Genomic DNA, 26821 nt, shown 5'->3' with positions numbered 1-26821 from the left:
CATGCGTGACCCGAAGAGCCTCGCGCGCTTCTACGAGACCACCGAGCAGATCGTCACCATCGACGCGGACTCGCCGCCGCGGGTGCTCTTCTCGGGGGAGGACCTGCTGCTCGAGGACCTCCCCGTCGGCACGCGCGTCATCTATCCCAAGCCTCCGCTCGAGGGGCTGCCCAACGTGAAGGCGGCGATCCGCAGCGCCATCAACCGTCCGGAGGGCTGCGACCCGCTCCACGCCCTCCTGAAGCCCGGCATGCGCGTCACCGTCGCCATCGACGACATCTCGCTGCCGCTGCCCCCCATGCGGACGCCGGACGTGCGCCAGCAGGTGCTCGAGGTCATCCTGCCCCTGCTCGAGGAGTCGGGCGTCGACGACGTGCACCTCGTCATCGCCATCGCGCTCCACCGCCGCATGACGGAGGACGAGATGCGGCGCATGGTGGGCGATCGCATCTTCGACGCCTACTACCCCGACCGCTACTACAACCACGACGCGGAGGACCCGGAGGGCTGCGTGGTCCTCGGCACCACCGCCCACGGCGAGAAGGTCATCGTGAACCGCCGCGCCGCGGAGTCCGATCTCCTCATCTACGTGAACCTGAACCTCGTCCCCATGGACGGCGGCCACAAGTCGGTCTCGACCGGGCTCACGAACTACGAGGGGGTGAAGGCGCACCACACGCCGCACCACATCCGCAAGAGCCACTCGTACATGGATCCCGAGCGGTCGGAGATGCACCGCTCGGTGGACCGGATCGGCCGCTACGTCGACGCGAACCTGAACGTCTTCCACATCGAGACGACCATCAACAACCGGATGTTCGACGGGCCGCTCGAGTTCCTCATGAAGCGGGAGGAGGACTACACCGAGCTCGATCGGCTCAAGCTCGCGGGGATGCGCGCGGCCCTCAAGCGGCTGCCGCCCGTCGCGAAGCGCAAGCTCTTCCAGGCGGTGCCGGCGCCGTACGACGTCATCGCGGTGCACGCGGGGAGGACCGAGCCCACGCACGCGAAGATCCTCGAGAAGAGCTGGGCCCAGTACGCGGTCGACGTGGACTTCCAGGCCGACGTGCTCATCTACGGGATCCCGTACGTCTCGCCGTACAACGTGAACTCCATCCTGAACCCGCTGCTCGTCCAGGTGATGGCCTGCGGGTACTTCTTCAACTTCTACCGGGGCAAGCCGCTCGTGAAGAAGGGCGGCACGCTCATCGTGACGCACCCGTGCTCCGACGTGTTCGATCCCGAGCACCACCCGAGCTACATCGAGTTCTTCCATCGGCTGCTGCCGGAGACCCGTGACGCGCAGGTGCTCGAGGCCCGCTACGAGCGCGAGCTCGCCGAGAACCCGACGTACGTGCACATGTACCGGACCGGCCACGCGTACCACGGCGCGCACCCGTTCTTCATGTGGTACTGGGGCGAGAACGGCCGCCAGCACGTCGGCAAGGTGATCGCCGCCGGCGCGGACAACGCGCACGTCCCGCGGATGATGGGCTGGGATCACGCGGAGTCGCTCTCCGAGGCGATCGACATGGCCCGCGCCATCCACGGCCGCAGCGCGCAGATCGCGCTGCTCCACCACCCGCCCATCGTCATGACGCAGAACCTCGGATGACCGAGCGCCGCGACAGCCCCGCCCGCCACGCGCCCGCGCCCGCCCCCGGGCGCGCCTCGCCGGGCGCCCCTCCCCTCGAGGTCGGCCGCGCGCTCGCGGGGCGCAAGCTCCTCCTCACGGGCACGACCGGCTTCGTCGGGAAGGTCGCGCTCTCGATGCTGCTCGACCGCTACCCCGACGTCGGGCGGGTGTTCGTGGTGGTCCGTCCGGGCACCGGCGGCACCGCCGAGGCCCGCTTCTTCGACAAGGTGGCGCCGAGCCGGCCGTTCGACACGCTCCGCGCACGTCACGGCGCGGGGTTCGACGCGTTCCTCCGCGAGAAGTGCGTCCCCCTCGCCGGCGACGTGACGGACCCGCTCCTCGGCCTCTCCGAGGCGGATCTCGCGCGCCTCGAAGGGCTCGACGCGATCGTCAACAGCGCCGGCCTCGTGGACTTCGACCCTTCGCTCGAGCTCGCGCTCGCGGTGAACGTGCACGGGCCGCGGGGCGCGGTGGAGCTCTGCCGCTGCACCGGCGCGGCGCTCCTGCACGTGTCCACCTGCTTCGTCGCGGGCAACCGCGACGGCGTCGTGCACGAGGACGAGGAGCTGGTCGGCTACTTCCCGCGCCGCGAGGGCGTGGAGGGTCGCCCGAAGGCGGGCACGCTCGACGCGGCCGACTTCGGCGTCGAGAGCGAGCTCGCCGACGCCACCCGCCGCGTCGAGGAGCTCCGGGCCCGCGCCGACGATCGCGTGCTCCAGTCCCAGTTCCGGGATCGCGCGGTCGAGCGGCTCCGCGCCGAGGGCCGCGCGGGCGACGAGAAGGCGCTCCGGCTCGCCATCGGCCGCGAGCGGCGGCTGTGGCTCTCCGGTCAGCTCGTCGAGGCGGGGATGACGCGCGCCCGCCACTGGGGCTGGCCCAACACGTACACGTACACGAAGTCGCTCGGCGAGCAGGTCATCGCCGGCAGCGACGTGGTCTGGTCGATCGTCCGCCCGTCGATCGTGGAGAGCGCGCTGCGCTTCCCGTTCCCCGGCTGGAACGAGGGCTTCACGACGAGCGCACCGCTCGCCTTCATGGCGCTCAAGGGGCACCGCAGCTTCCCCGCGGCCGAGAAGGCGATCCTCGACGTCGTGCCGGTCGATCTCGTGGCGGCGGCGATGATCGCGGCGACCGCCGAGCTCGTGGAGCGGCGCGACGCCGTGCGGGCCCGCCCCGCCGCGGAGCGCCCCCCGGGCCGCGTGTACCACCTCGCCTCGGGCGACGTGAACCCGCTCTGGGCGCGGCGGGCGGTCGAGCTCACCGCGCTCTACCGGCGTCGCTTCTTCCGCGAGCGAGAGGAGGGCAACCGCACCTGGAACCGGCTCCTCTCCAGGCTCGAGCCCTACTCCGTCTCTCGCGCGCACTACGAGGCGGCGAGCACCCCCGCCCTCTCCGCGCTCGCGCGCGGCGCGAAGCGGCTCCTGCGCGAGACCTCGCCGCGCTGGGGCGCGCCGAGGCTCTCCGCCCTGGCCGAGGGGCTCTCCGACAGCCTCGACGAGCTCGAGGCCCGGCTCGAGCAGACGAAGGACCTCTGGGAGCTCTACCTGCCGTTCGTCTGCGACAACCGGTACGTGTTCCGCTGCGCCGCCATCCGGGCGCTGTACGCGCGCCTCGGCGACGCCGACCGCGCGCGCATCCCCTGGGACCCCGAGGCGCTCGACTGGCGCCGGTACTGGCTCGACGTCCACATGAAGGGCATGGAGGAGTGGGTGTTCCCCGGACTCGAGGAGGAGTCCGACAGGCGCGTCCACGCCCCGAAGGCCCACCGCGATCTGCTCGAGCTCCTCGACGCCGCCTGCGAGCGCTGGGAAGACCGCGTCGCGCTCCGGATGCAAGGCGCCGCGAAGTCGCGGCTCACCTACGGCGAGCTGCGCCGCGGCGCCGGCGCGGTCGCCGCGTTCCTGCGCGCGGCCGGGGTCGCCAGGGGCGATCGCGTGCTGCTCGCGAGCGAGAACCGGCCCGAGTGGGCGGTCGCCTACTTCGGGATCCTCCGCGCCGGCGCGGCGGCGGTGCCGGTCGATCCGCAGCTCACCGAGCGCGAGCTCGCGAACCTCTGGCGCACCGCCGGCGCGCGGCTGGCCCTCCTCTCCGACGACGCCGCGGAGCGCAGCCCGGGCCTCGCCGCGCTCGCGGCGGCCGCGGTCCCGGGCGCGCGCGCGGCGCTGCTCGCCGAGGCCCTCGCGGGGGGACCGGCGCCCGCGGGCGCCCCCGCCGCGAAGGTCGGCCCGGACGATCTCGCCTCGCTCATCTTCACGAGCGGGACGACGGGCACGCCCAAGGGCGTCATGCTCTCGCACCGGAACTTCGCGAGCCTCGTCGCGAAGCTCGTCGGCACGTTCGAGCTCGGGCCCGGCGACGGCATGCTGTCGGTGCTGCCGCTGCACCACACGTTCGAGTTCACCTGCGGGCTGCTCGTGCCGCTCTCGCGCGGCGCGGAGATCGAGTACCTCGACGAGCTCACCTCGGACCGCATCTCCGAGGCGCTCTCCTCCGGGCGCGTCACCGCGATGATCGGCGTGCCGGCGCTCTGGTCGCTGCTCCACCGTCGCATCACGCAGGAGCTGGCGGCGAAGCCCGGCGTCGTCGAGGGCGCGTTCCGCGCGCTCATGAAGGGGAACGCGGCGCTGCGCGACTCCGAGCTGGGGCTGAACCTCGGCAAGCTCCTCTTCTGGCCGGTGCACCGCCGCTTCGGCGGCCGGCTGCGCCTGCTCGTCTCCGGCGGCTCCGCGCTCGATCCGGAGGTCCAGAAGGCGTTCCGCGAGCTGGGCTTCGATCTCTACGAGGGCTACGGCCTCACCGAGGCGGCCCCCGTGCTCGCGGTGTCGCAGCCGCACGAGGAGTCGCCGGAGGGGAGCGTCGGCCCGGCCCTGCCTGGGGTGGAGCTTCGCATCGCCGAGCCGGACGCGGACGGAGTCGGCGAGGTGCTCGCCCGCGGGCCCAACGTCATGCTCGGCTACTGGCGCGGCGGCGCGAACGCGGGGGTGGACCCGGAGCAGACCGGGCAGGTGCTCGACGGCGGGTGGCTCCGGACCGGCGACCTCGGGAAGCTGGACGAGAAGGGGAACCTCACCCTCGTCGGCCGCAAGAAGGACGTCATCATCGACGCCAACGGGAAGAACGTCTATCCCGACGAGATCGAGGAGGCGTACCGCGAGCCGGAGCTCGTGAAGGAGCTCTGCGTCGTGGGCCTCCCCGACGGCACCGGCGAGAAGGTCGCCATGATCCTCGTGCCCGAGTACGGGGAGGACGATCGCGAGGAGGTGCGCGCCCGCCTCGAGGCGCACGTCCGGGCGGTGTCGGCGACGCTCCCCTTCGCGAAGCGCGTCAAGGTCTGGCACGTCGTGGACGCCGAGCTGCCGAAGACCGCGACGCGCAAGGTGAAGCGCGGCCTCGTGCGCGAGGAGCTGCTCCGGCTCGAGGCCGCCGCGCAGAAGGGGCGGCGCGCGCGCGAGGCGGCGATGGAGCGCGGCGCGGGCGACGGCTGGCTGCTCGACCTCCTCGCCGAGGTGTCGCGCCGCCCGCGGTCGGAGGTGACCCACGAGTCGCGCCTGGCGACGGACCTCGGCTTCGACAGCCTGATGCTCACCGAGCTCGCCGCCGCCCTCGAGGAGACCGGCGTCCCGGCGTCCACGGCCGAGCACCTGCAGGACGTGCAGACCGTCGGCGAGCTGGCGCGCGTGGTCGCCTCGGCGGCGCGCCGCCACGCGCCGGAGCCGGAGCGAGCGCCGGCCGCGCAGCCCGCAAGCGACGAGGAGATCCCGGTCCCCGCGACGATCGCGAAGCTCGGGCGGCGGCTGCTCGGGCTGGGGCAGCGGGCGCTGTACCACGGGCTGTACGACGCGAAGGTGGTCGGCGCCGCCAACGTCCCGCACGACCGGAACGTGCTCGTCGTCGCGAACCACGCGAGCCACCTGGACATGGGGCTCGTGAAGGTGGCGCTCGGCGAGGAGGGACGCCGCCTCGCCGCGCTCGCCGCGCGCGACTACTTCTTCGACACGCGCGTGAAGCGCGCCTACTTCGAGAACTTCACGAACCTCATCCCGATGGAGCGGGAGGGGTCCCTGAAGGCGAGCCTCAAGGCGGCCGCCGAGGCGCTGCGCCGCGGCTACCACCTGCTCATCTTCCCCGAGGGCACGCGCAGCCGCGACGGCGAGCTGCAGCCGTTCTTCCCGACCGCGGGCTACCTCGCCCTCCAGTGCAACGTGGACGTGCTCCCGGTGCACCTCGCCGGCACCTTCGACGCCCTCCCCCCCGGCCGCAACGTGCCGCGCGCGGCGGATCTGGAGGTGCGCTTCGGCCCCCCCATCCCGGTCGCGGAGCTGCGGGGCCGCGTCGCCGGCCTGGCGCGCAGCGAGGGCTACAAGGCCGCGACGCAGGTCATCGAGGACGCCGTTCGGGCGCTCCGCGCGGCGTCGAGGGGGGCGCGCGCGACCTCGAGCTCGACGCCGACGCCGACCTCGACCTCGACCCAATCTCCTGAGGCCGGCGAGCGTAGCGACTCGGCGTCAGCCGCGGCGCGAAGTCAAAGGGCTGGATCTCCCGAGGCCGGTCATCCCGAGCGTAGCGTCTTCGCGCCAGCGGAGACGCGGAGTCGAGGGACCGCCACGACCACGCGACCCCGCACGAAGCGCCGAAAGGAGGAACCGTGAACGTCCTCGTCACCGGCGCGACCGGCTTCCTCGGCGCGACGCTCGTCCCCCTCCTCGCCGCGGAGGGCCACCGCCTCCGGCTCCTGCAGCGCTCCGCCGCACCCGGCGCCGAGCGGCTGGGCGCGGAGGTCGTGCGGGCCTCGCTCGCCGACGAGGGCGCGGTGCGGGAGGCGGTCCGCGGCGTCGACGCGGTGTACCACCTCGCGGGCCAGGTGGACTTCGATCCCGCGGAGCCCCGCGCGCTCTACGAGCTGCACGTGCAGGGGACCCGACGCCTCCTCGAGGCGTGCGTGGCCGCCGGGACGAAGCGGGTGGTGCTCGCCTCGTCCTCCGGCACGGTCGCCGTCTCGCGCGAGGAGCGCGTCGCGACCGAGGCGGACCACCACCCCATCGCGCTGGTCGCGGGCTGGCCGTACTACCTGTCGAAGATCTACCAGGAGAAGGCGGCCCTGCGGTTCCACGCCGAGGCCGGCCTCCCGGTCGTGGTGCTGAACCCGTCGCTCCTCCTCGGACCGGGCGACGCGCGCCTCTCCTCGACCGACGTCGTCTTCAAGTTCCTGGAGCGCCGCATCCCCGCGATGCCGTCGGGCGGCCTCTCGTTCGTGGACGTGCGCGACGCCGCGCGCGCGTTCGCGGCGGCGCTCTCGCGCGGCCGGCCAGGGGAGCGCTACCTGCTCGGCGGCGCGAACATGACGTTCCGCGACTTCTTCGGCCGGCTCGAGCGGCTCACGGGCGTCTCGGCGCCGCGCGTGCGGCTCCCGACCGACGTGAACGTCGTCGGCGCCCGCCTCCTCGAGAGGCTCCACGCGTGGCGCGGCAGCGAGACGCCGCTCGACCCGCGCTCCGTCGAGATGGGCGAGCACTTCTGGTACTGCGCCTCCTCGAAGGCGGAGGCCGAGCTCGGCTTCACCGCCCGCGACGCGCAGGAGACGCTGTTCGACACGGTGCGCTGGCTCGAGGAGCACGTCCGCGCGCGCGGCCGGCCCCGGACGGTCGCCGAGCTCGCCGGCGCGCCGGCCCCCCGCGACGGCGAGCGCTGACGCCCGCTACATCGTCCCGCCGGACACGTCCCGCACCTTGCGCACCGACGCGACGCCGCAGCGCTCGCCGCACGCGGCGCACACCTCGTAGGTGAGCTCCTTCACCACCAGCACGTCAGGGTGCTGCTCCGCCGGCGCGAGCCGCGCGCCGCACTGCGGGCAGGCGAGCTCGGACGTCCGCTCGTGTCGCGCGAGCACCTGCGAGCGCCGGAGCTCCGGCGGGCAGCGGCTGCACTCCACCCCGTAGACCCAGCCCGTCTCGCGCCGCGGCTCGAGCTCGTCGAGGTCGACGCCGCAGTACTGGCAGATCTCGGTCGCCACGCTCCTCGCCTAACCGGCCGGGCGTCGCGCGACAAGCCGCACCGCCTGCGCCCCTGCGCCCGGCCGGGCTGGCCTCCCTTCCTGGCCGGCCGCAGGTTTGCCTCGAGGAGGGAGCCGTGCCCGTCGACCCCGAGCCGAACGCCCCCGAGACCGACAAGCACCCCGGCGCGCCGCCGGACCCGGAGAAGCGCCGCACCGGCGAGGAGCCGCGGCCGGAGCCGGAGCAGGAGCGGACCCCGCTCGGGGACGGTGGCAGGAACCAGCCGACCCTGCTTCCGCCGCGCGGCTGATTCACCCCGGCCGCCGGATGGCGCCGCCACGGCAGAGCGCGACGCACCGGCCGCAGCCGATGCAGCTCGCGCGATCGACCTCGAGCGCCTCGCCGCCCGGGTCGGAGATCGCGGCGCAGCCCAGATCCAGGCAGCGCCCGCAGCGATTGCAGCGAGCGGAGAGGATCGCGAACGGGGGCCGTCGGGGCTCGCGCCGAGCGCACTCGGCGAGCGCGACCAGCGCCGCGGGGGAGTGCGCGAGGGCCTCGGACACGACCCGCTCGGCTTCCGCCGCGCTCGCATCCGAGGGTACGCGCAGCACGCGTGCTCCTGCCGCCGCCAGCGCGCGCTCCACGGCCGGAGCGCGATGCGGGCCGCGATCCACGACGGCGAGCAGCGCCACGGCGCGGCCTTCGACCGCCAGCGCCTCGGCCCGGACGAGTACCTCGACCGCACCCGCGACGCGCACGGCTCGCCCGGGCGGCGTCTGCGGATCGGGAGCGACGCGGGGAGCGCACCCGAGGCCGCCCTGCAGCACCAGCCCCGCGCGCCGTAGCGCGCGCAGCAGCGCGAGGTGGCGGCAGCCGGCGCACCCCGCATCCTCGAACGGCCGGCCAGCGGCCGCGATCCGGAGGCGCGGCGCGCTGGCATCGCCTGACCCCGCGACTCGTTCGCGCTCGGCTCTCGGGAGCACCTGGATCCGACCTCCACCCGCGATGATCGCCTGCCTGGGCGACGGACGTCCCCGCCCCCCCTCCGCTGGGCTCTCCCCATGAGTTTACCGTGCCCGCTCGAGAGCCTGGCTTCGAGAGGGGCACCGGACGGGCTCGACCCGGTGACCACCTCCCCGCCGGAGCTTCGCTCCGGACCACTTCTGGCGCCGACCCTCCTCTCCGGATACCTCCTACTCGCAAGGGGACGGATACTTGTGGCTCAGTTCGGTCCGAGGCCCGGGCGGTTCCGTCCCTCGACCCGAACGTCGCCCAGGGCGCCCTTCCGTGGACGCGGGACGCACGAGGTCGAGATGACGGTCAGGGAGCGGGTGAGGCAGTTCATCGTCGAGAACTTCTACGTGAGCGACCCGTCGGAGCTCGCGGACGACAGCCTGCTGGTGACCAGCGGCGTCATCGACTCCACCGGCATGCTCGAGATGATCGCGTTCGTCGAGACGGAGTTCGCCATCCGCATCGACGACGAGGAGATGACCCCCGAGAACCTCGAGTCGATCGGCAGGATCGCCGCGTTCGTCGCGCGCAAGCGACAGGCGGCCGTCGGGTGATCCGGCCGGGCTCCGGACGGGATCGCGAGCCTGGATTGCGACCCGCGCACGATCCCGCCATAGCCTGGTAGTCGCGATCTCAGGAACCTCCAGGTGGGCGGAGAGGCGCCGCTGAGACGTCGCGCTGCCGTGCTGCCATGCCGCTCCGTTCACTCGACGAATACCGGCTCGTGGCCTCCACCCTGGGGCTCAGGCTGCCCGCGCTGCACCTCCTGAGGAAGCTCCTCTCCGTGGAGCACGTCTATTACCTGACGGTGCCGATGAACCGTCTTCGCTTCCCACGGATCCGGACCGACATCGACTTCGCGCTGGCGACGGAGGGCGACTTCGAGGAGATCCTGCAGGGCCTCCCCGCGCAAGACGCTCGCTCGCGCACGGAGCTCGTCGCCCGGCTCCTGTTCTATCGCCACGGGTTCTCGAGCTGCCACGTCGGGAGGAACAGGGCGAGGCAGATCGTCTCGCTGCAGTGGCTGATCCGGCCCGCGGACAATCCGCTGCTCGAGAAGTACCTCCGGCGCCGGCGCTATCTCCTGAGCGAGCATCAGGTGATGATCGAGAACATCTTCATCTTTCCCGCCTTCAGGGGACTCGGGCTCTTCCCCACGGTCAATCACGCGACGATCAGCGTCGCCATGCGGGAGGGGTTCCAGATCTGCAAGGCGTACGTCAGCAAGGACAACGTCGCCTCGCTCAACTCGTACTTCGGGCTGGGGTTCCGGATCGAGCAGCTGATCACCGGAGTTCACCTCGCCGGCGGGACGTGGGGCACCATCGGACCGCAGGCCGCCGCCGCGGCGCCGCGACGCTCCTCCGCCCACGCCGGCTGATCCGCTCGTCCCCGCACCGGGGGGCGTCGGCGGCGAACGGGAGAGCGGCGCCGCAACGACGGCGACCGAGCGGCCGAGGCCTCCTCCTCCGAGCGGCCGCGATCCCGGTCGCTGCGCGCGCGAGCCTCCGCCGCGGGTGAACGGGGGGGGTGAGCCTGGCGGTCCGCCGATCGCCTCGTCCGGGCACCACGGTCCCGCGCCGCCTTCTCATGGGACGGACTCTCAATCGTCGCCGCGGCGTGGTCCGAGAAGGGTAGGCCTCGCCTTCAGGGCTCCGTAGGAGTCGGGTTCCGCGGGCGAGGGCCCTCGGTTAGATTTGGCGCCGGCTGTCGTCCATGCGGGAGACTTGGGTGGACAATCGCATCCCGGTGTCGGCCCCTCTCGTCGCCGGGCGAGACGCCCTTCGTGGCGCGCCGCGCGCGCGCCGATCGCGCGAGAGCACCCGCCTCCTCTCGCGCGACTGCCACGTGTGCAACGCGAGCGGCCCCGTGAGGAGCGCCGGGTTCACTCAACGTTATCGCCAGCACGGAGCCGCCGCCGTCGAGGTCGAGTGGTGGGAGTGCGGCAGCTGCCGGAGCTGGTTCGGCTGGCCGCACCCGACGCCGGCGCAGATCGCGCGCAACTGGGAGACGACGAGCTACAACGATCCCCGTCACGCCGCGGACTACGCTCGCCGCAAGGTCGCCTCGCAGGAGGCGTTGCTCGACGCGCTCGCGACGCACGCGGCGCGCAAGGGGGCGCTGCTCGACTACGGATCGAACTTCGGGACGTTCCTCGAGATGGCGCGCGCCCGCGGGTGGAACGCCGTCGGGGCGGACGCGTTCAGGACCGCCGTCGAGCTGACCCGCGCCAAGGGCTTCGTCACCCACCTCGGGTGGGAGCTCGAGACGCTGGACCTGCCCGCTGGCTCACTCGACGCGATCGCCTCCAACGACGTGCTCTACTACGTGTGGCACCCGTTCCGGCACCTGCAGCGCGCCTTCGAGCTGCTCCACCCGGGCGGAGCGCTGGCCATACGCACCACCAACAAGCGTCGCCTCGAGGGGATCCTGCGCGCGATCACGCCGCCGGGGCCGCGCCGGGATCGCGCGCTGTCGCACGTGCTGCAGGACCAGTTCCACTCGATGACGGTGCACACGCTCGCGCGCGTCCTGACGCGGATCGGCTTTCGCGTGGCGGAGGTCCGGTCGGGCGCGACCACCGCGCCGAGCAGCGGGTATCCGCTCTACTCCCGGCTCGTGTACGGGGCGGCGGGATGGCTCGATCGGATCACCGCCGGCTGGATCAACGTCTCGCCGGGCGTGTGCGTGGTGGCGGTGAAGCCCATCGCCGGGTGAGCCGCCGCGGGCGTGGCGGTTACGTGCGCGCGACGAGGATCGCGTGCTCCGTCCCGACCGCATCGATCGACATCAGCGTCGCCTCGATCCGGCACAGAAGGTCCAGCAGCTCGCGGTGAGCCGCGTTCGTCGCGTCGAACCGCGTGAAGAAGCCGACGTCGAGCGCGTACGTGAGGATCGCGCCTCCATAGGGGTGCACCTGGATCTCCCCGAAGACGTGGCGCATCACATCGATGATCTCGCCCGAGCGCACTCCTTCCGAGGGGTCCTTCCGTACGAGGCGCTTCTTCTGAGACCTGTGCAACGGCGCAAAGTCGAAGGTGGATGCCATCGGAGACACGCGCCGCACGATCGCGGCGACGCGACGTTTCCACCCCTCGAAATGCGTCTCGTCGACCCGCGCTCGACCTCGGGCGAGGTCCAACATCAGGTGCGCCGCGATCGCGGAGTACGTCGCGTGCGCCATGAACGGTCTTCGCGCGCGAAGATCGGGCGGCACGAGGTAGGCGACGGCGTTGATGAGCTCGAGCTGACGTGGAGGGTGATCCTGGTACGAGGGGCCGACCGTCTCGTTCGCGTAGAGGATCCCGCCTGGCGCGAGAGCCCGCCGGATGCCGGTGAGGACGTGCTCGAGGTTCACCAGGTGGTGGAGCGCTCCGTTCGCGATGACGAGGTCGAACTGGCGCTCGCCAAACTCGTAACGGTTGAGGTCGGCCTGCTCGTACGTGATGACGTCCTGGAGTCCCGCGGCGGCAGCGCGTGCCCGGGCGGTCTCGAGAGCGCCCACGGCGACGTCGATCCCCACCGCGCGAGTCACGGTTCCGAGCCGCCGCACGAAGTACTGCTCGACCGCTCCAAACCCGCAGCACAGGCTCAGGATGCTCTTCACCGGCCTGCTCGGCGCGTACGTCTCGACGAAGATGTCCTCGGCCCAGTTCCGGTTGTCCTTGTGCCGCTCCGCGACCGTATCGCCGAATCCGAGGCTGATGAGATGGCGACGAAGTGGAGGAAACCCGAAGTACGTCTTCGTGACGTCCGGCTCCAGCGTCGACCACTTCGCGGCGACTCTTGCCGTGGCAGCGAGGCTCATGCGAGCAAGATTACGCTCCGGCGCCGATGGCGGGTGGATGCGCCGCTCGGGTGGCGCCCCGTGGGGCGAGCGCGCGAGTCCCGGTCGGGCCCTTCGCGTCGCCCTTCCCTCTACGTCCAGGGGCGGAGTCGGCGGAGCCGGTGCGAGATCGCCGGCGGTCGCAGCCTGCGTGACGCCGCCGAGGCGCTGCGCGACGAATCATCGAGCGGCGTCGGCCTCGGAGCCCGAGACCCGCTGCCGCGTCCCGCAGGGCCGCGTGTAATCACCGAAAACGAGAGAGGCACCGGGCGGATTCGAACCGCCGAATACGGGTTTTGCAGACCCGGGCCTTACCACTTGGCGACGGTGCCGTGACGACGCGCCTTTGTAGCGGAGGCCCGGGACGGCGTCAACGCGGGGGGCGCCTGGCGGGCGGGTTGCCGTTCGGCTGGGCTCGGACCTCGGCGCGCGCCACGGCGATGCCGCGCTCGCGCAGCGCGGCGACGAGCGCGGGGAGCTCGGCGTCCGCTGCGCGCCCGAGCGCGGCGTCGGGACGGAGCACCACCTCGAGCCCCTCCGCGCCGCGGCGCAGATCCACCGAGAGCGCGCGCCCGAGGGCCAGGGACAGCGGCGCCCCCTCCCGCACCCGCGCCGCCTCGATGGCGAGCGGGAGGGTGCGGACCAGGGCGCGCAGCTCCGGGGCGGAGTCGACGCGCGCGGTGGACGGCGGCGAAGCAGGCGGGGCCGGGACCGGCGGCTGCGCTCGGCGCTCGGCGTCGCCGAAGAGGCCGCGCCGCTCGCGCAGGACGCCGGAGGCCCGGTCCGCCATCGCCCGGCGGCTCCCCAGCGCCTGGACGGGCGAAGCGGCGGCGCCACGGCCCGCCGCCGCTCCTGGCGAGCGCCGGCCGGGGCCGTGTCGCGCGCCGCGAAGCGCCTCGCCGAAGCGGCCCTCACCCATGCGGCGCGCGTTCCGGGCCGTCTCGGAGCTCTCCGTCACCTTCATCGTCGCCTCCCGCGCGCGCTCGCGCGCGGGGCCTCGTGCACGCACGGTGCCGCGGCGGGAGGCCCGAACGGCGGAGAGGACCGCGAGATCGACGGGGCGTCGCGCGTCCGGTGGGGCCTCGCGGCGGCCGGTCGCGAGGCTCAGCTCCGGTAGTCCGCGTTCTCCGTCACGTACTCGTGCGTGAGGTCCGCGCCGAGGACCGCGCACGCAGCGCCGCCCATCGCGAGATCGATCGCGATCTCCACCCGTCGCTCGTGCGGCGGGTAGTCGACGGGCGGCCGGAAGAGCCCGTCGGCCGACGGCACGCTCGCGTACATCTCGGCCGACTTCAGATGGGCGACGAGGCGCTGCTCCTTGGCGGGATCGAGCCGCATCTCTCCGCCCTCGAGCACGACGTCGTCGCCGACCCGCATCGTGACGCGCGCCGGGTCGAGGGGGATCCCCTCCGCGCCGGCGAGCTTGCCGACCGCGCAGAGCAGCCGCCCGACGTTCGGGTCGTTGCCGTTGACCGCCGCCTTGAGGAGCGGGGAGTTCACGACCGCCTTGCCGAAGGCGCGCGCTTCCTCGAACGAGCGGGCGCCGGTGACGCTCGCGCGCATCACGTGGTGAACGCCCTCGCCGTTCCGCACCACGTCCTCGGCGAGGTCGCCGCACACCTGGGCGAGCGCCGCGGCGAGCGCGCCGGGCGGCGGCGCGGGCCTGCGCCGCGAGGAGACGAGCACGACGGAGTCGGAGGTGCTCGTGTCCGTGTCCACGGAGATGCAGTTGAAGCTCACCTCCACGGCCGCGTCGAGCGCGTCGCGCAGCGCCTCGCGCGTCACGTCCGCGTCGGTGAGGAGGTATACGAGCATGGTCGCGAGGTTCGGCTCGATCATGCCCGCGCCCTTGGCGATGCCGACGAGCGTCCCCTCCCCCAGCGGCGCGCGGCGCACCTTGGGGTAGAGGTCGGTCGTCGTGATCGCCTCGGCGGCGGGCAGGATGGTGCGCGACTGGAGCGAGGACGCGGCCTCGGGGAGCGCCGCGATCATGCGCTCCACCGGGAGCCGCCAGCCGATGACGCCGGTGGACGAAGGGAGGATCTCCTCCGGCGCGATCCCGATGAGCCGCGCCGCCTCGGCGCTGAGGCGCTCCGCCGCCTCGACCCCACCCGCCGCGCAGACGTTGGCGATCTTGGTGTTCACCACGATGCCGCCCAGCGTCGGCCCTTCGAGGCGCCGCTTGCCGACGATCACCGGCGCGCCCGGGAAGGCGTTCCGGGTGAACTTCGCGGCGAAGGCCGAGGTCGGACGGTCGAGCGCGATGAGCGTGAGCTTCATCCGGCCGGGCTTCGAGACCTCGAGCGGGACGAACTCGAAGCTCGTGGTCCCGATGCAGAAGCCCGCGGGCAGGGCAGACTGCGCCTCGAGCCAGGCGCGGTGCTCGGCGCGGCTCGCGAAGGTGAGCGAGGTGGACGGCATGGCCCGCCTTTTCGCCGTTCCGCGGCGCGGCGTCAACGTGCCGCGATCCGCTCCGGCCGGCCTCGTTCGCCGGCCCCCGCGGGCGCCTTGCGCCGGCGGGGGGCGGAGCGTAGGGACCGGCCATGGCCCGCCCCGCCGCCGTGATCTTCGACGTCATCGAGACGCTGTTCCCGCTCGATCCCCTGCGCCCGCGGCTCGCCGCCCTCGGGCTCGCGCCCATCGACCTCGACACCTGGTTCACGCGCATCCTGCGCGACGCCTTCGCCCTGGACGCGAGCGGGACCTTCCGCCCCTTCCGCGAGATCGCCGGCGGCGCGCTCGAGGTGCTGCTCGCGCAGCGGAGCCGGCCGATCGAGCGTCCCGCCGTCGAGGCGGTGCTCGACGGCTTCGAGACCCTCGATCCCGCGCCGGACGTCGCGCCCGCGTTCCGCCGGCTCGCCGACGCCGGCGTGCCCATCGCGACGCTCTCGAACGGCGGCGTGGAGGCGACCCGCGGGCTGCTGGAGCGCGCCGGCCTCCTCGGGCAGGTCGCGCGCGTCATGGGCGTCGACGAGATCCGGCGCTACAAGCCGGCGCGCGAGATCTACCTGCACGCGGCGCGGTCGCTCGGCCACCCTCCGGCGCGGCTCGCCCTCGTCGCGGTGCACGCCTGGGACGTCGAGGGCGCGCGCCGCGCGGGGCTCGTGGGCGGCTGGAGCGCGCGGCTCGAGCGGCGCTTCCACCCGGCGATGGGCCCGCCCGACGCGCAGGGCCCGGACCTCGTCGCGGTGGTGGACGCGCTCCTCGCACGGTGAACGGCTCGCGTTCGCGCGGCCCGCGCGAGCGCGGCGCTCGGCGAAGTCGCCTGCCCGATCGCGCGCGGCTATGATGCCGCCGTGTCCACGGTGAACCCGCTCGCCCGGGAGATCTCGGCCAAGATCGTCTATTACGGCCCTGGCCTCTCCGGCAAGACCACGAGCCTCCAGCAGATCCACGCGAGCGTGCGTCCGGAGACGCGCGGCCAGCTGGTGTCGCTCGCGACCGAGGGCGATCGCACCCTGTTCTTCGACTTCCTGCCGCTGGAGATCGCGCACGTGCGCGGGCTCACCCTGCGGCTCCAGCTCTACACGGTGCCGGGCCAGGTGTTCTACGACGCCACCCGCAAGCTCGTCCTGAACGGCGCGGACGGCGTGGTGTTCGTCGCGGACTCGCAGCCGGCCGCCCGGGACTCCAACGCGGAGTCCTTCGCGAACCTGGAGGCGAACCTCGCCGAGCTGGGCATCCCGCTCGCCGAGTTCCCGCACGTGCACCAGTACAACAAGCGCGATCTGCCCGGCGCGCTGCCCCTCCCCGAGCTGCGGGCGGCGCTGAACCCGCACCGGGTCCCGGAGGTCGAGTCGATCGCCAGCCGCGGGGTGGGCGTGCTCGCCGCGCTGAGGGAGATCACCCGCCTCGTCGTGAGGGATCTGCGGGCGCGGCAGCCGGCCCCCCGCGCCGCGCCGCGACCGCTCGAGCTCTCCGGCGGCGGCTCGGAGCTCGCCTCCCAGCTCTCCGCCGCCGCCGAGGCGTCCGGCGCGCCCCGGGATCCGGGGGCCCTGGTCCCGCTGTCGTTCGCCCGGCTCTTCCCCGGGGACGGCGACGCCATCTCCGCGACCGAGCACGCGCTGCGCGAGCGCACCTACGGCGAAGCCGCGCGCCTCGCCGCCGAGGGGGTCGCCGCCGTGCTGGCGCGGGTGCCGGCGGAGGAGGGGCGCGCGGCGGCCGCCGGGCTCGGGCTCGCGTCGAGCGAGATCTTGCGGCTCTCGCGCATCGCGGCGAAGCCGGACGCCGCAGTCACGGAGCGTGACGCGCTCTTCGCCCTGTACCTGCTCGTCGCGGCGAAGGTGAAGGCCGAGCGCAGCTGAGCGCGGGCCAGCGCCCGCGCTACAGCGCCAGGATCGCGCGCGCCGCCACGGCGAGGTGCAGGCCGGCGGCCACCACCACCAGGGCGTGGAAGACCTCGTGGTACCCGAACACCCGCGGGAACGGGTCGGGCCGCCGGAGCGCGTAGACGACCGCGCCGAGGCTGTAGGCGATCCCTCCCGCCGCGAGGAGCGCCACCGCGGCCGGGCCGAGGCGCGCGCTCAGGGCGGGCAGCACCGGGAGGATCGCCCAGCCGAGCAGGACGTACACGGCCGCCACGAGCGCCTTGGGCGCGCGCACCCAGAGCACCGACTGCAGGACGCCGATCGCCGCGCCACCCCAGACCACGGCGAGGAGCGCCTCGCCCCGCGCACCGCCGAGCACCAGGCAGAAGGGCGTGTAGGTTCCGGCGACGAGGAGGAAGATCGCCGAGTGGTCGAGCCGCCGCATCCAGAGCCGCGCGCGCGCCGGCCAGGTCGGCCGGTGGTAGAGCGCGCTCACCGCGAAGAGCGAGAAGAGGCTGGCGCCGTACACGTTCGCGGCGACGCGGGCGCGGGCGGACGGCGCCACGAGCGCGAGCGCGATCCAGGCGGCGAGCGCCACCCCGGCCGCGACCTCGTGGGAGACCCCACGCAGGAGCGGCTTCGCGGGGGTCGAGACGGTGGAGTCGATCATGATGCTCCCGGGTTCGGGGTGATCCTGTCGCCGCGAGGTCACCCCCGTGTCACGGCAGCGCGCGCGGCCGGTGCGCGGCGGGGCGCGGATGCGAGGGCGGCGCTAGCAGCCGCGTTCGCGGAGCGTCACCAGCCCCAGCCGCACGAGCTTCCGGAGCGCCTTCAGCGTCTCCACCTCGCGCAGCGGGCTCGCGAGCGCCACGCCGGCCACGTCCCAGACGCCGTTCAGGCGAACCGCGACCTCCCGCTCGGTCGAGCTGAGCCGCCGCGCCGCCGGCAGGTCGAGCGAGGCCGGCCCGGAGACGAGCCCCGGGATCGCGACCGGCGAGAGCTCTCCGTACAGCGCCGCCACGTGCTCGCGCTCCGCCTCGCGGAGCAGGTCGCGCACGCGGCGGTCGGATGGATCGGCCGCCAGGAGACCGTGGAGGACGATCGCGGCCTCGTCGAACTGCCGCGCCTGCACGAGCAGCCGCGCCTTCGCCGCGAGCGACGCCACCGGATCCGCGTGCGAGGAGACGCCCTCGACCCGCGCGAGCCCGAGCTCGCGGAGCGCCTCGATCCGCCGGAGCACCGCCGGGCGGGAGAGGCCGAGCGCGAGGCGCGCCTCCGCGATGGAGGCCCGCTGGCGAGCGGCCTCGAGCAGCGCGCGCTGCCCGGGGGTGCGCGGCCGCGAGCCGCCCGGCTCGGCCGCGAGGGCCGCGGAGTCGCTCGGGTAGCGCCGCTCGAGCTCCGGCCACTCGTCGAGCCGGCGCAGCCCCTCGAGCGCCATCTGCCCGAGCCCGAGATCGATCCGCACGCCGCCCTCGAACCCCGCCGCGTCCGCGACGAGGGTGAGGCGGCCCGACGAAGGCGTCAGGAACAGATCGACGATCCGGTCGGCGCACGCCTCGGGCCACAGCGTCTCCTGGGGCTCGCCGTGCGACCAGCGGGCGAGCGCCCCGAGTCCCCCGGGCTCGGCGGGCGGCCGTGCGGCCGCCACGATGCGCCGATCGACGACGTGCAGCCAGAAGGGCGCCCCCTCCCCGACGTCGAGCTCCACCACCCCCGACCGGCGGCTCTGATCGAGCCACTGGAAGAGCTCGGCGAGCGGGAAGGTCGCGAGATCGGCCTGGAGCATCGCCCGATTGTGACCGGAGGCGTCCGCGCGCGCCAGAACGCGCTCGGATCGCCGCTCCCACGGGGAGTTCCGCCCCGCTCCCCGGCTTGGCGAACCGGCGCCGCCGGGCCAGCTTTTCGGCGCGTGCTTCGGGCCCGCTGGCCCACCGTCCGTGCAAGCGCGCAGGAGAACGGGGATGGGGCGGATGCGCTGGACGGCTGCGCTCGCCGCGCTCCTCGTCGCCGCGTGCGGCGGCGGGGGCACGAAGACGCCGGATGACTCCGGCGGCGACGGAACGGGCGGTACCGGCGGCGGAGGCGGCACCGGCGGAGGCGGCGACGGAGGCGGGGGCGGCGGCGGAGGCGCGGGAGGCGGCGTCGCGCCGACCGTCGACCCGCCCGTCGTCGTCGGCCAGTTCCGCTTCTGGAGCGCCGGGCAGGGGCTCGTCGGGGAGGTGAGCGACGTCTCCGCGGACGAGGCCGGGAACGTCTACGTGGCGGCGGGCGAGGCGGTGTACGCGAAGACGCGCGCGGCGCAGGAGTTCCGGCGCTTCGACGCGGACGACGCGGGGCTCACGAAGAACTGCCACGACGCGGCGGGGATCGCGACCCCGGCGCCCGCGGACCCGGCGGTGATGTGCCCCGTCATCTCGGTCGCGGGGGCCACGCCCAACCGCGCCATCGTCGGCTTCAGGGGCGTCGGCACCGACGGCGACACGGACGCCGACTGGGCGGTCGACTCCGGCGGCGCGGACGTCGTGACCTTCGACGGCACGACGCTCGCGCGCGAGCGCCACGTCCGCGTCGCCACGCCGCCCGGCTACGTCTGCGAGTTCTTCGTCCCGGGCACGGGCGACGAGCAGTGCTTCGGCTGGGATCCGTTCATGGTCGGCGGGCGGCGAAAGATGCGGCAGGTGCAGCGCATCGTGGTGAACCACGACGCGCGCCGCCCGCGCTCGTACGGCGACGCGCTCCTGGGCGGGACGCACGCCTCCATCGCGATCCTGGTCGCCAACCCGGAGGACCGCGGCTGGCAGGACCTCACGGGCGGCGATCCCGCCTGGGCGGACGCGCGGAGCGTGTTCGAGCACGAGCACCCCGCCATCTACGCCCACGATCAGTTCCTCACCGGCGAGGCGTGGGCGCTCGCGTTCGACCCCACGTCGAACGTCCCCTGGTACGCCAACCAGTTCCGCATGGCGAGCCTCCCCGGCTACGCGTCGATGGCGCGGCCGTCGGTGACGGCGCTCCACGGGCTGTGGTGGGGGAACCAGGAGCCGCCCCTGCCGCACCTGTGGATCTGGGAGGAGGACGCGGATCCGGTCGACGCCTCGAAGCGGGACGGCGTGCAGTCGATCGCCTTCTGCGACGACGGCACGATGTGGGTCGGCTCGGAGTCGCACGGGCTCGCCTTCCGGGGAAGCCGCGACGCGACGTTCACCAAGGTCGGCAGCCCGCCGGACGGCGGCGGCGTGCTCGCCGTCGCGTGCGATCCGCTGGACCGCGGGGTGTGGGTGGGGCTCTCCTGGGGCGGCTTCGCGCGGTACCGGGGCGGCCGGTGGATCCGGGACATCGCCTGGGACGCGCTGCCCGCCTCGGCGCGGGGGCCGGTGCGCTCCATCCAGATCGATCGATGGGCGAGCCCGCGCATCGTCTACCTGGCGCACCTCGCGTCGAAGTTCGGGCCGGGGGGCGTGACCGCGTACGACGGTCCGTGACGCGCGCCGGCCGCCGCCGCCCTCCCTCGGGCGAGGGCGGCCGGCTTCACTCCCCGCTGGTGTAGTCGCGCTCGATGACCTCGCCCGGCCGCGGATCGGCGAGGAGGAGGCCGAGCGCGTCCATCAGGATCCACTTCTGCAGCGCCGCGTCGTCGGGCCGCCCGAGGGAGTGGCCGACGACGAAGCCGCGCGGGCAGAGCGCCCGCGGCGGGCGTGCCTGGCGGGTCTCCTCGGGCTCGACGGTCACCACGACGGTGGGGATGCCCACCATCTCGATCGCCCGCTGCACGGTGACCACCGTGCGGTGGCACAGGCGTCAGCCGCCGGTGAGGAGCACCGCGCCCGGGCGCTCGCGGTCCACCTCGCGCACGAGGGCGGGGATGGTCTTCTCCCGCAGCTCGCGCAGCGCCTGGCTGAAGCCGAGCGAGAAGTGGCGCTCGGTGAGCCCGCGCACGCGCCCCTCGCGCGCGAGCTCGTGGAGCCGATCGATCGGGAACACGCAGTTCAGGTCGCGATCCACGCAGGCGTGATCGTAGTGCGTGTCGTCGTAGCGGAGGTCCTTCGCCGCGACGTCGCTCCCGATGACGCGCCAGGTGGCGTCGCCCTCGGTGTTGAACGGCGCGTCGTCGCGGTGCCGCACCCCCGCCGTCGAGACCAGGCAGATGGAGGTCTCCTCGAGCTTTCCCTGGAAGGGCGTGAACGGCACGCAGTAGCGGGAGAGCTCGAGCGGCTTGGGCTCGGCGGTGGCCATCTCGCCTCCGTCACTTCAGCTTGTCGAGCGCCGCCATGATCTTGTCGGTGGGCGGCTGCTCGGCGATGTCGTGGATGTCGACGTAGGCGATCTTCCCCTGCTTGTCGACCACGAAGATGGCGCGCTCGCAGATGCCGCTCTCGCCGCGCAGGACGCCGTAGAGGGCGGCCACGTAGCCGTGCGGCCAGTGATCGGACAGGAGCGGGAACGACAGCCCGCCCATCGACTTCGCCCACGCCTCGTTCGTGTGGACCTGATCCGTGCTGATGCCCAGGACCTGGGCATTGCGCCGCTCGAACTCGGAGAGATCCTCCTCGTACGAGGGCATCTGGACGGTTCAGACGGGGGTGTAGGCGGCGGGGTAGAACGCCAGCACCACGTTCTTCTTGCCGCGGTAGTCCGACAGGCGGATCTTCCGCCGGGCGTCCCCTTTACCGGCGGTGTTGCCGGTGGCCATCAGCTCGAAGTCCGGCGCCTCGTCGCCGACCTCCAGCCGCCAGACGGGCTTCGGCTTTGCTGCCATCGAGTGGCTCCTTTCGTCGTGGACAGGACACGAGTTAATCAGTACGTCACTGTGCGTCGAGAACGCCCGGGGGGCACCCCGAAAAGGACAATGAGTGTGATCGGTCGCTTTGCTAAGGGTTCCTCATGGATCTCCTGACGCGGTTCGCCGGTAACGTGCGGCGCCTCCGGGCGAAGAAGAAGCTTTCGCAGAAGGCGCTGGCCGACAAGGTCGGGATCTCCGTTTCGTACGTCTCCATGCTCGAGCGCGGGCAGCGCTCGCCGCCGCTCGAGACCATCGAGAAGATGGCCAAGGCGCTGGGCGTCCCGCCCGCCAACCTGCTCGGCAAGTGAGCCGCGCGACGGAGCGCCTCGACCCGCGGTGACCGCCCGGCGGTCCCCGCGGCGCGAGCCCGGCGGCGCGTCTCCTTCACAATGAGTGAGTAGCGGGCTGCCGGCCGGGCGTGGGATCGGCGTGCCCGCCCGCCGCCGGTGCGCGCCCGGCCGCGCGACTGCGGTATGACGGCACGCATGACGCCTGCCCTGCTCGCGCTCGCCCTGGGGACCTTCAGCATCGTCGCGGCGGACCCCGCGACCGGCCAGATCGGCGTGGCGGTGCAGTCGAAGTTCCCGGCCGTCGGCGCGATCGTCCCGGCGGCCCGGGCCGGCGCGGGCGCGATCGCCACGCAGTCGCTCGCCAACGGCGCCTGGAAGGCGGAGGGCCTCCGGTTGCTCGGCGACGGCGTGGCGCCCGAGGAGATCGTGCGGCGGCTGGTCGAGGCGGATCCGGACGCGCAGGACCGGCAGCTCGGCGTCGTGGACGCGAAGGGCCGCGCGGCCACCTTCACCGGCTCGCGCTGCTTCGCGCACGCGAGCGGCCTCTCCGGCGACGGCTTCGCCGTGCAGGGGAACGTGCTCGCGGGACGGGCGGTGGTGGAGGCGATGGCCCGGGCGTACGAGGCGGCCCGCGACGCGCGCAAGCCGCTCGCGGAGCGGCTGCTGCTCGCGCTCGAGGCGGGCCAGCGCGCCGGCGGCGATCGACGCGGGCAGGAGAGCGCCGCGCTCCTCGTCGTGAAGCCCGGCGGCGGCTACGGCGGCGCCGGCGACGTGTGGGTGGATCTGCGGGTGGACGATCACGCGCGCCCGATCGCCGAGCTGCGCCGGCTCTACGAGGACGTGCACCAGTACTACTTCGGCGAGACGCGGCAGGCGCTGCCGCTCGACGCCGGCCGCGCCCGCAGGGTGCAGGCCGCCCTCGCCAGGACCGGGTTCCTGAAGTCGAAGCCGTCCGGCGCCTGGGACGAGGCGAGCCAGCGCGCGCTCGAGGACTTCATGGGGTGGGAGAACCTCGAGGGACGCATCCGCCGGGACGGCACCGTCGACGCGCTCGTGCTGGACCACCTGCTGCGCGTGGCGCGCGCGAAGCGGTGAGCCGTCCGCCCGTACGCCCGACCCGCCCCGCCCAAGGAATCGCCGCGCGCGCCCGGGAGTTCCATTCTCCCGGGCGCCGGGGTTGGACCGACAATATCTGCGGTCCGGGGGCAGAGCGCGGATGGAGCGGAGATTCGGCCGGAGAGGGTTCCTGAAGGGCGCGGCGCTGGTGAGCGCGGCGGGTGCGGTCGGCGCGTTCCCGTCCGGCGCCGCCGCCCGGCAGGCCGCTCCCACCGCCGAGCGGGTGACCTTCCAGGTGCCGGGGCTCGACCCTGCCCATCACGGCCTGCGCGTGGCGCAGCTCTCGGACCTGCACGTCGGCCCGCGCACGCCCGATCACGTGGTCCGCGCCGCCATCGACGAGGCGAACGCCTTTTCGCCGGATCTCGTCGTGCTCACCGGCGATTACCTTTCCCACTCCAAGCGCGAGCTCGAGGCCATGCGCGCGCTCCTCGGCGGCCTCACCGCCCCGACCATCGCGGTGCTCGGGAACCACGACGTGTGGGTGGATCCGAGGGGCGCCGCCGCGGCGCTGCGCGGCCACGGCTACGAGGTCCTCGAGAACGCCTGGACGTCGATCCGTCTGCGGGGTGCCCCGTTCCAGGTCGTCGGCGTCGGCGATCACCTCACGGACCGCGACGACGTCCGCCGCGCGGTGCGGGGGCTCACCGGCGGCCCCACTCCCCTCGTGCTGGCCCATGGGCCCAGGACGGCGCGGGCCCTCGAGCGGCTCGGGCGCCCGAGCCTGTGCCTCTCCGGCCACACCCACGGCGGGCAGATCAACATCCCCATCTTCACGCCCCTGCTGCTCGCCACCGTGATCCGCGAGCCTTACCTGCGCGGCCGCTACGCGCTCGACGGCGGCGTGCAGCTGTACGTGAACCGCGGCATCGGCATGTCCGGCATCCGCGTCCGGGTGAACTCCCCCGCCGAGGTGACGCTGGCGACGCTCCAGCGTGCCGAGCCCGCCTAGCGCGCCCGCCACCCGGAAGACCGCGCGGGGATGCGAGAGATCCCTTACGCTCTGCGCGGAGATCCGCATGAGCCGACCCGCGACCGCCCCCTCCGCGACCGATCCGCGCCGCCTCGACGAGGCCATCGCGCGCCTCCGCGACGGCGCGCCGATCTGGGCGCGCGCCTCGCTCCCGGAGCGCATCGCGCTGGCACGCTCGATGGCCCGCGGCACGGCGCGGACGGCCGAGCGCGCGGTCGCGGCGGCGTGCGCGGCCAAGGGGATCGCGCCCGGGTCGCCGCTCGCGGGCGAGGAGTGGCTGAGCGGGCCCTACGTCGTCCTGCGGCAGCTCCGGCTCGTCACCCGCTCGCTGCAGGCGCTCGCGCGCCACGGGAACACGCCCGTCGGCGCGACGGGCGAGACGGAGGACGGCCGGCTGACGGTGGGGGTGTTCCCCGCGTCGCCCACCGATCGCGCGCTGTTCCTGGGCGTCCACGCCGAGGTGCACTTCGAGGAGGGCGTCGGCGAGCGCGAGCTCCACGAGACGAGGGCGCGCTTCCACAAGGCGCCGGACCACGACGGGCAGGTCTGCCTCGTGCTCGGCGCCGGGAACGTCAACGCCATCCCGCCCGCGGACGTCGTCACCAAGCTCTTCAACGAGGGGAAGGTCTGCATCCTCAAGATGAACCCGGTGAACGCCTACCTCGGGCCGATCCTGGAGGAGGCGTTCGCGGAGGCGATCGCGCGCGGCTTCCTCGCCGTCGTGTACGGCGGCGCGGAGGAGGGCTGGCACCTCGCGCACCACCCCGGCGTGGACGAGGTGCACATCACCGGCTCCGACCGCACGCACGACCTCATCGTGTGGGGACCGCCGGGCCCGGAGCGCGCCGCGCGGATGGCGCGGGGCGATCCGCTGCTGCGCAAGGAGATCACGAGCGAGCTCGGCAACATCACGCCGGTGCTGGTGGTGCCCGGCCCCTGGGACGCGCGGACGCTGGCGGCCCAGGCGGAGAGCATCGCCGGCATGGTCACGCACAACGCGTCCTACAACTGCATCGCCGGCAAGATGCTCGTCACGGCCCGCGGGTGGCGCCAGCGGGACGAGCTGCTCGCGGCGGTCGAGCGCTTCGTCGCGCTCGTGCCCCCTCGCCGCGCGTGGTACCCCGGGTCGGCCTCGAGCTACCACCGGCTCCTCGACGGCCGCGCCGGCGTCCGGCGGGTCGGCGAGGCCCGCCCCGACGAGCTCCCCTGGGCGCTGGTGCCCGGCGTGGAGCCGGACCCCGACGACGCGGCGTTCCGGCAGGAGCCGTTCTGCGCGGTGCTCTGGGAGACCTCTGCCGGCAGCGCCGATCCGCTCGAGTACCTCGACGCGGCGGTGACCCTCGCCAACGAGACGCTGTGGGGCACGCTCGCGGCGCACATCGTCGTCCATCCGCGCACCGCCTCCGACCCCGCGGTGCGGCCCGCGCTCGAGCGCGCCATCCGCGCCCTGCGCTACGGGTCCGTCTCGGTGAACTGCTGGGCGGGGTACGGCTTCGCGTTCGGCACGACGCCGTGGGGCGCCTACCCCGGCGCGACGCTCACGGACATCCAGAGCGGCCGCGGGTTCGTGCACAACGCGCTCATGCTGGAGCGCGTGGAGAAGAGCGTCGTCCGCCATCCGGCGGTGACGTTCCCGAAGCCGCCCTACTTCCCGAGCCACCGCACCGCGCAGGCGCTGGGGCGCGGGCTCACGCGGCTCGAGGCGCGCGGCCTCACCGCGCTGCCGGCCGTGGTCGCGGCGGGCCTCCGCGGCTGAGCGGCGCGTGTCCGTGAGATCGGCGACGCGCCCGGCGCGTCCCGTGGCCCTGCGGCTCGACTCCTCGAACGGCCCGTGATGTGCTCACCCCGTTCGCGCGACCGCGCGGCGGGGGGCGTCATGGTGAAGAGCTTTCTCCTCTCGTGGCTCGCGAGGAAGTACTCGGGGGCCGATCTCGCCGGGTTCGAGCGCGATCAGCCCGAGGACTGGCTCGTGTGGGAGGCCGGACCGTGGCGACCGCCGTCGGCCGGCCGGGACACCATGCTCGCCGCCCCGGTGGCGCGGCAGGCGTCGGTGGGCGAGTCGCTCGCCATCGCGCTGAGCGCGAGGGACGGCGGACCGACGGTGCGGCTCGGGCGGGCGCCCCAGAACGACGTCGTCGTGGACGACGGCACCCTCTCGCGCAACCACCTCGTGCTGCGCCGTGCCGGTGACGGCGGGTGGACCATCGAGGACGCCGGGTCGTCGAATGGCAGCCGGGTGAACGGCCTGCGGCTGGGCCGGGCCCCGGTCCGGCTCGAGCCGGGCGCGCGCATCGAGGCCGGCGCGGTGAGGTTCACCTTCTACGACGCCTCGACGCTGTACCTTCGCCTGCGCGGCGCGGCCTGATCTCTCGGCGACGTCCGAGGCGACCTCTAGGCGCCCGTCAGCGCGGTCCTCAGCGCGAGCCGCGACGCCCGCCTCACCCGCGCCTCGCGCTCGCGCCGCCGCTCGTCCTCGCTCTCCGTCAGGAGCGGCGGAGCGCGCGTCGGGCGGCCCGCGTCGTCGAGGGCGACGAAGGTGAGGTACGCGTCGCAGCAGCGGCGCCGCTCGCCCGTGCGGGGGTCCTCGGTGGACACCTCGACGTTCACCTCCATGGAGGTCGCGAAGACCGCGGTCACGTGCGCGACCAGGATCGCCATGTGCCCGATGCGCACCGGGGCGAGGAAGGAGAGCTGGTCGAGCGACGCGGTCACGACCGGCAGGCGCGCGTGGCGCATCGCCGCCATGCCGGCGGCGAGGTCGGTCCACTGCATCACCATGCCGCCGAAGGCGGTGCCGAGGGAGTTGGCGTCCCCCGGCATGACGAGGTGCGTGACCTCGACGCGCGAGGCGGAGGCGGGCTTGGGCTCCATGGGCGACCTCTATACGCG

The 26821-nt window shown here is 73.9% G+C and carries 25 protein-coding genes and 1 tRNA gene; 15 read left to right on the top strand and 11 right to left on the bottom strand.

Translation table 11 applies throughout. The annotated features are described in order from the left end of the window. Position 1: 1 nt before the first annotated feature. Genes ANAE109_RS06170 through ANAE109_RS06160 form a run of 3 tightly spaced genes read left to right on the top strand, consistent with a single transcriptional unit; the run spans position 2 to position 7325 of the window. On the top strand, positions 2–1615 hold the full coding sequence (locus ANAE109_RS06170) for a lactate racemase domain-containing protein (RefSeq protein ID WP_011985527.1): 1614 nt from the start codon (positions 2–4) through the stop codon (positions 1613–1615). After that, positions 1612–6285 (top strand): AMP-binding protein, encoded by a 4674-nt coding sequence (locus ANAE109_RS06165; RefSeq protein ID WP_011985526.1) that lies wholly within the window; start codon positions 1612–1614, stop codon positions 6283–6285. The genes ANAE109_RS06170 and ANAE109_RS06165 overlap by 4 nt, the downstream gene beginning before the upstream one ends. After that, positions 6282–7325, top strand: coding sequence for an NAD-dependent epimerase/dehydratase family protein (locus ANAE109_RS06160; protein ID WP_011985525.1), 1044 nt, complete (start codon positions 6282–6284; stop codon positions 7323–7325). Before ANAE109_RS06165 ends, ANAE109_RS06160 begins: the two co-directional genes overlap by 4 nt. Before the next feature lie 6 nt (positions 7326–7331). On the opposite strand, the gene ANAE109_RS06155 is transcribed toward ANAE109_RS06160, so the two are convergent. After that, positions 7332–7646 (bottom strand): hypothetical protein, encoded by a 315-nt coding sequence (locus tag ANAE109_RS06155; protein ID WP_011985524.1) that lies wholly within the window; start codon positions 7644–7646, stop codon positions 7332–7334. 116 nt (positions 7647–7762) lie between these two features. Between ANAE109_RS06155 and ANAE109_RS25220 the strand changes: the two genes are divergently transcribed. Then, complete coding sequence (locus ANAE109_RS25220) at positions 7763–7936, top strand: hypothetical protein (RefSeq protein WP_158305870.1); 174 nt, start codon at positions 7763–7765, stop codon at positions 7934–7936. 1 nt (position 7937) lies between these two features. Here ANAE109_RS25220 and ANAE109_RS23995 read toward each other — a convergent pair whose 3' ends face one another. Next, positions 7938–8609, bottom strand: coding sequence for a 4Fe-4S binding protein (locus ANAE109_RS23995; RefSeq protein ID WP_011985523.1), 672 nt, complete (start codon positions 8607–8609; stop codon positions 7938–7940). 330 nt (positions 8610–8939) lie between these two features. Between ANAE109_RS23995 and ANAE109_RS06140 the strand changes: the two genes are divergently transcribed. From ANAE109_RS06140 to ANAE109_RS06130, 3 genes are all read left to right on the top strand, one after another. Further along, complete coding sequence (locus ANAE109_RS06140; protein ID WP_011985522.1) at positions 8940–9194, top strand: acyl carrier protein; 255 nt, start codon at positions 8940–8942, stop codon at positions 9192–9194. A 137-nt stretch (positions 9195–9331) separates the two neighbouring features. Next, positions 9332–10021, top strand: coding sequence for a hypothetical protein (locus ANAE109_RS06135; protein WP_011985521.1), 690 nt, complete (start codon positions 9332–9334; stop codon positions 10019–10021). Between the two features lie 350 nt (positions 10022–10371). Further along, the gene (locus ANAE109_RS06130; protein ID WP_011985520.1) at positions 10372–11358 is read left to right on the top strand and encodes a bifunctional 2-polyprenyl-6-hydroxyphenol methylase/3-demethylubiquinol 3-O-methyltransferase UbiG; all 987 of its coding nucleotides are present in this window, start codon (positions 10372–10374) and stop codon (positions 11356–11358) included. 19 nt (positions 11359–11377) lie between these two features. Here the strand turns inward: ANAE109_RS06130 and ANAE109_RS06125 are convergent, their stop codons facing one another. The 4 genes from ANAE109_RS06125 to ANAE109_RS06110 form a co-directional block, all read right to left on the bottom strand. Then, the gene (locus tag ANAE109_RS06125; protein ID WP_011985519.1) at positions 11378–12448 is read right to left on the bottom strand and encodes a class I SAM-dependent methyltransferase; all 1071 of its coding nucleotides are present in this window, start codon (positions 12446–12448) and stop codon (positions 11378–11380) included. Positions 12449–12726: 278 nt separating this feature from the next. Further along, positions 12727–12798: transfer RNA gene (locus ANAE109_RS06120), tRNA-Cys, on the bottom strand. A gap of 38 nt (positions 12799–12836) precedes the next feature. Beyond that, positions 12837–13424, bottom strand: a complete 588-nt coding sequence (locus ANAE109_RS23290) for a hypothetical protein (protein ID WP_143827909.1) — start codon at positions 13422–13424, stop codon at positions 12837–12839. 146 nt (positions 13425–13570) lie between these two features. Continuing rightward, positions 13571–14887 carry a bifunctional ornithine acetyltransferase/N-acetylglutamate synthase gene (locus ANAE109_RS06110; RefSeq protein ID WP_011985517.1) on the bottom strand — a complete coding sequence of 439 codons (1317 nt, stop codon included), beginning with the start codon at positions 14885–14887 and terminating at the stop codon, positions 13571–13573. Positions 14888–15009: 122 nt separating this feature from the next. On the opposite strand from ANAE109_RS06110, the gene ANAE109_RS06105 reads away from it, so the two are divergent. Next, on the top strand, positions 15010–15681 hold the full coding sequence (locus ANAE109_RS06105) for an HAD family hydrolase (protein ID WP_011985516.1): 672 nt from the start codon (positions 15010–15012) through the stop codon (positions 15679–15681). 81 nt (positions 15682–15762) lie between these two features. Beyond that, on the top strand, positions 15763–16770 hold the full coding sequence (locus tag ANAE109_RS06100; protein WP_011985515.1) for an ATP/GTP-binding protein: 1008 nt from the start codon (positions 15763–15765) through the stop codon (positions 16768–16770). A gap of 19 nt (positions 16771–16789) precedes the next feature. Here ANAE109_RS06100 and ANAE109_RS06095 read toward each other — a convergent pair whose 3' ends face one another. Next, positions 16790–17443 (bottom strand): hemolysin III family protein, encoded by a 654-nt coding sequence (locus tag ANAE109_RS06095; RefSeq protein WP_011985514.1) that lies wholly within the window; start codon positions 17441–17443, stop codon positions 16790–16792. A 102-nt stretch (positions 17444–17545) separates the two neighbouring features. Further along, positions 17546–18559 carry a DUF4388 domain-containing protein gene (locus tag ANAE109_RS06090; RefSeq protein WP_011985513.1) on the bottom strand — a complete coding sequence of 338 codons (1014 nt, stop codon included), beginning with the start codon at positions 18557–18559 and terminating at the stop codon, positions 17546–17548. Positions 18560–18743: 184 nt separating this feature from the next. Here ANAE109_RS06090 and ANAE109_RS25480 point away from each other — a divergent pair, with 184 nt between their 5' ends. After that, on the top strand, positions 18744–20255 hold the full coding sequence (locus ANAE109_RS25480) for a hypothetical protein (protein WP_200860885.1): 1512 nt from the start codon (positions 18744–18746) through the stop codon (positions 20253–20255). 46 nt (positions 20256–20301) lie between these two features. Here ANAE109_RS25480 and ANAE109_RS25985 read toward each other — a convergent pair whose 3' ends face one another. Both ANAE109_RS25985 and ANAE109_RS25715 read right to left on the bottom strand, forming a co-directional pair. Next, positions 20302–21006, bottom strand: coding sequence for a PrdB family protein (locus ANAE109_RS25985; RefSeq protein WP_240679522.1), 705 nt, complete (start codon positions 21004–21006; stop codon positions 20302–20304). A 10-nt stretch (positions 21007–21016) separates the two neighbouring features. After that, a complete protein-coding gene (locus ANAE109_RS25715; RefSeq protein WP_234945252.1) occupies positions 21017–21529 on the bottom strand; it encodes a peroxiredoxin in 513 nt (170 codons plus the stop codon). Between the two features lie 125 nt (positions 21530–21654). Between ANAE109_RS25715 and ANAE109_RS06060 the strand changes: the two genes are divergently transcribed. From ANAE109_RS06060 to ANAE109_RS06040, 5 genes are all read left to right on the top strand, one after another. Beyond that, positions 21655–21861: a helix-turn-helix domain-containing protein gene (locus ANAE109_RS06060; protein WP_011985507.1), complete on the top strand. Its 207-nt coding sequence runs from the start codon at positions 21655–21657 to the stop codon at positions 21859–21861. A 177-nt stretch (positions 21862–22038) separates the two neighbouring features. Beyond that, positions 22039–22938 carry a DUF1028 domain-containing protein gene (locus ANAE109_RS06055; RefSeq protein WP_041448902.1) on the top strand — a complete coding sequence of 300 codons (900 nt, stop codon included), beginning with the start codon at positions 22039–22041 and terminating at the stop codon, positions 22936–22938. 121 nt (positions 22939–23059) lie between these two features. After that, on the top strand, positions 23060–23911 hold the full coding sequence (locus tag ANAE109_RS06050; protein ID WP_011985505.1) for a metallophosphoesterase: 852 nt from the start codon (positions 23060–23062) through the stop codon (positions 23909–23911). A gap of 67 nt (positions 23912–23978) precedes the next feature. Further along, a complete protein-coding gene (locus ANAE109_RS06045) occupies positions 23979–25688 on the top strand; it encodes an aldehyde dehydrogenase family protein (protein WP_011985504.1) in 1710 nt (569 codons plus the stop codon). A gap of 120 nt (positions 25689–25808) precedes the next feature. Beyond that, positions 25809–26297, top strand: coding sequence for an FHA domain-containing protein (locus ANAE109_RS06040; protein ID WP_011985503.1), 489 nt, complete (start codon positions 25809–25811; stop codon positions 26295–26297). Between the two features lie 26 nt (positions 26298–26323). Here the strand turns inward: ANAE109_RS06040 and ANAE109_RS06035 are convergent, their stop codons facing one another. Beyond that, positions 26324–26803, bottom strand: coding sequence for an acyl-CoA thioesterase (locus tag ANAE109_RS06035; protein ID WP_011985502.1), 480 nt, complete (start codon positions 26801–26803; stop codon positions 26324–26326). Positions 26804–26821: the final 18 nt, after the last annotated feature.

The organism is Anaeromyxobacter sp. Fw109-5 (assembly GCF_000017505.1).
Classification (GTDB): domain Bacteria; phylum Myxococcota; class Myxococcia; order Myxococcales; family Anaeromyxobacteraceae; genus Anaeromyxobacter.
Note: the sequence above shows the minus strand (reverse complement) of the source record. Positions and strands in the feature narration are given on the sequence as shown.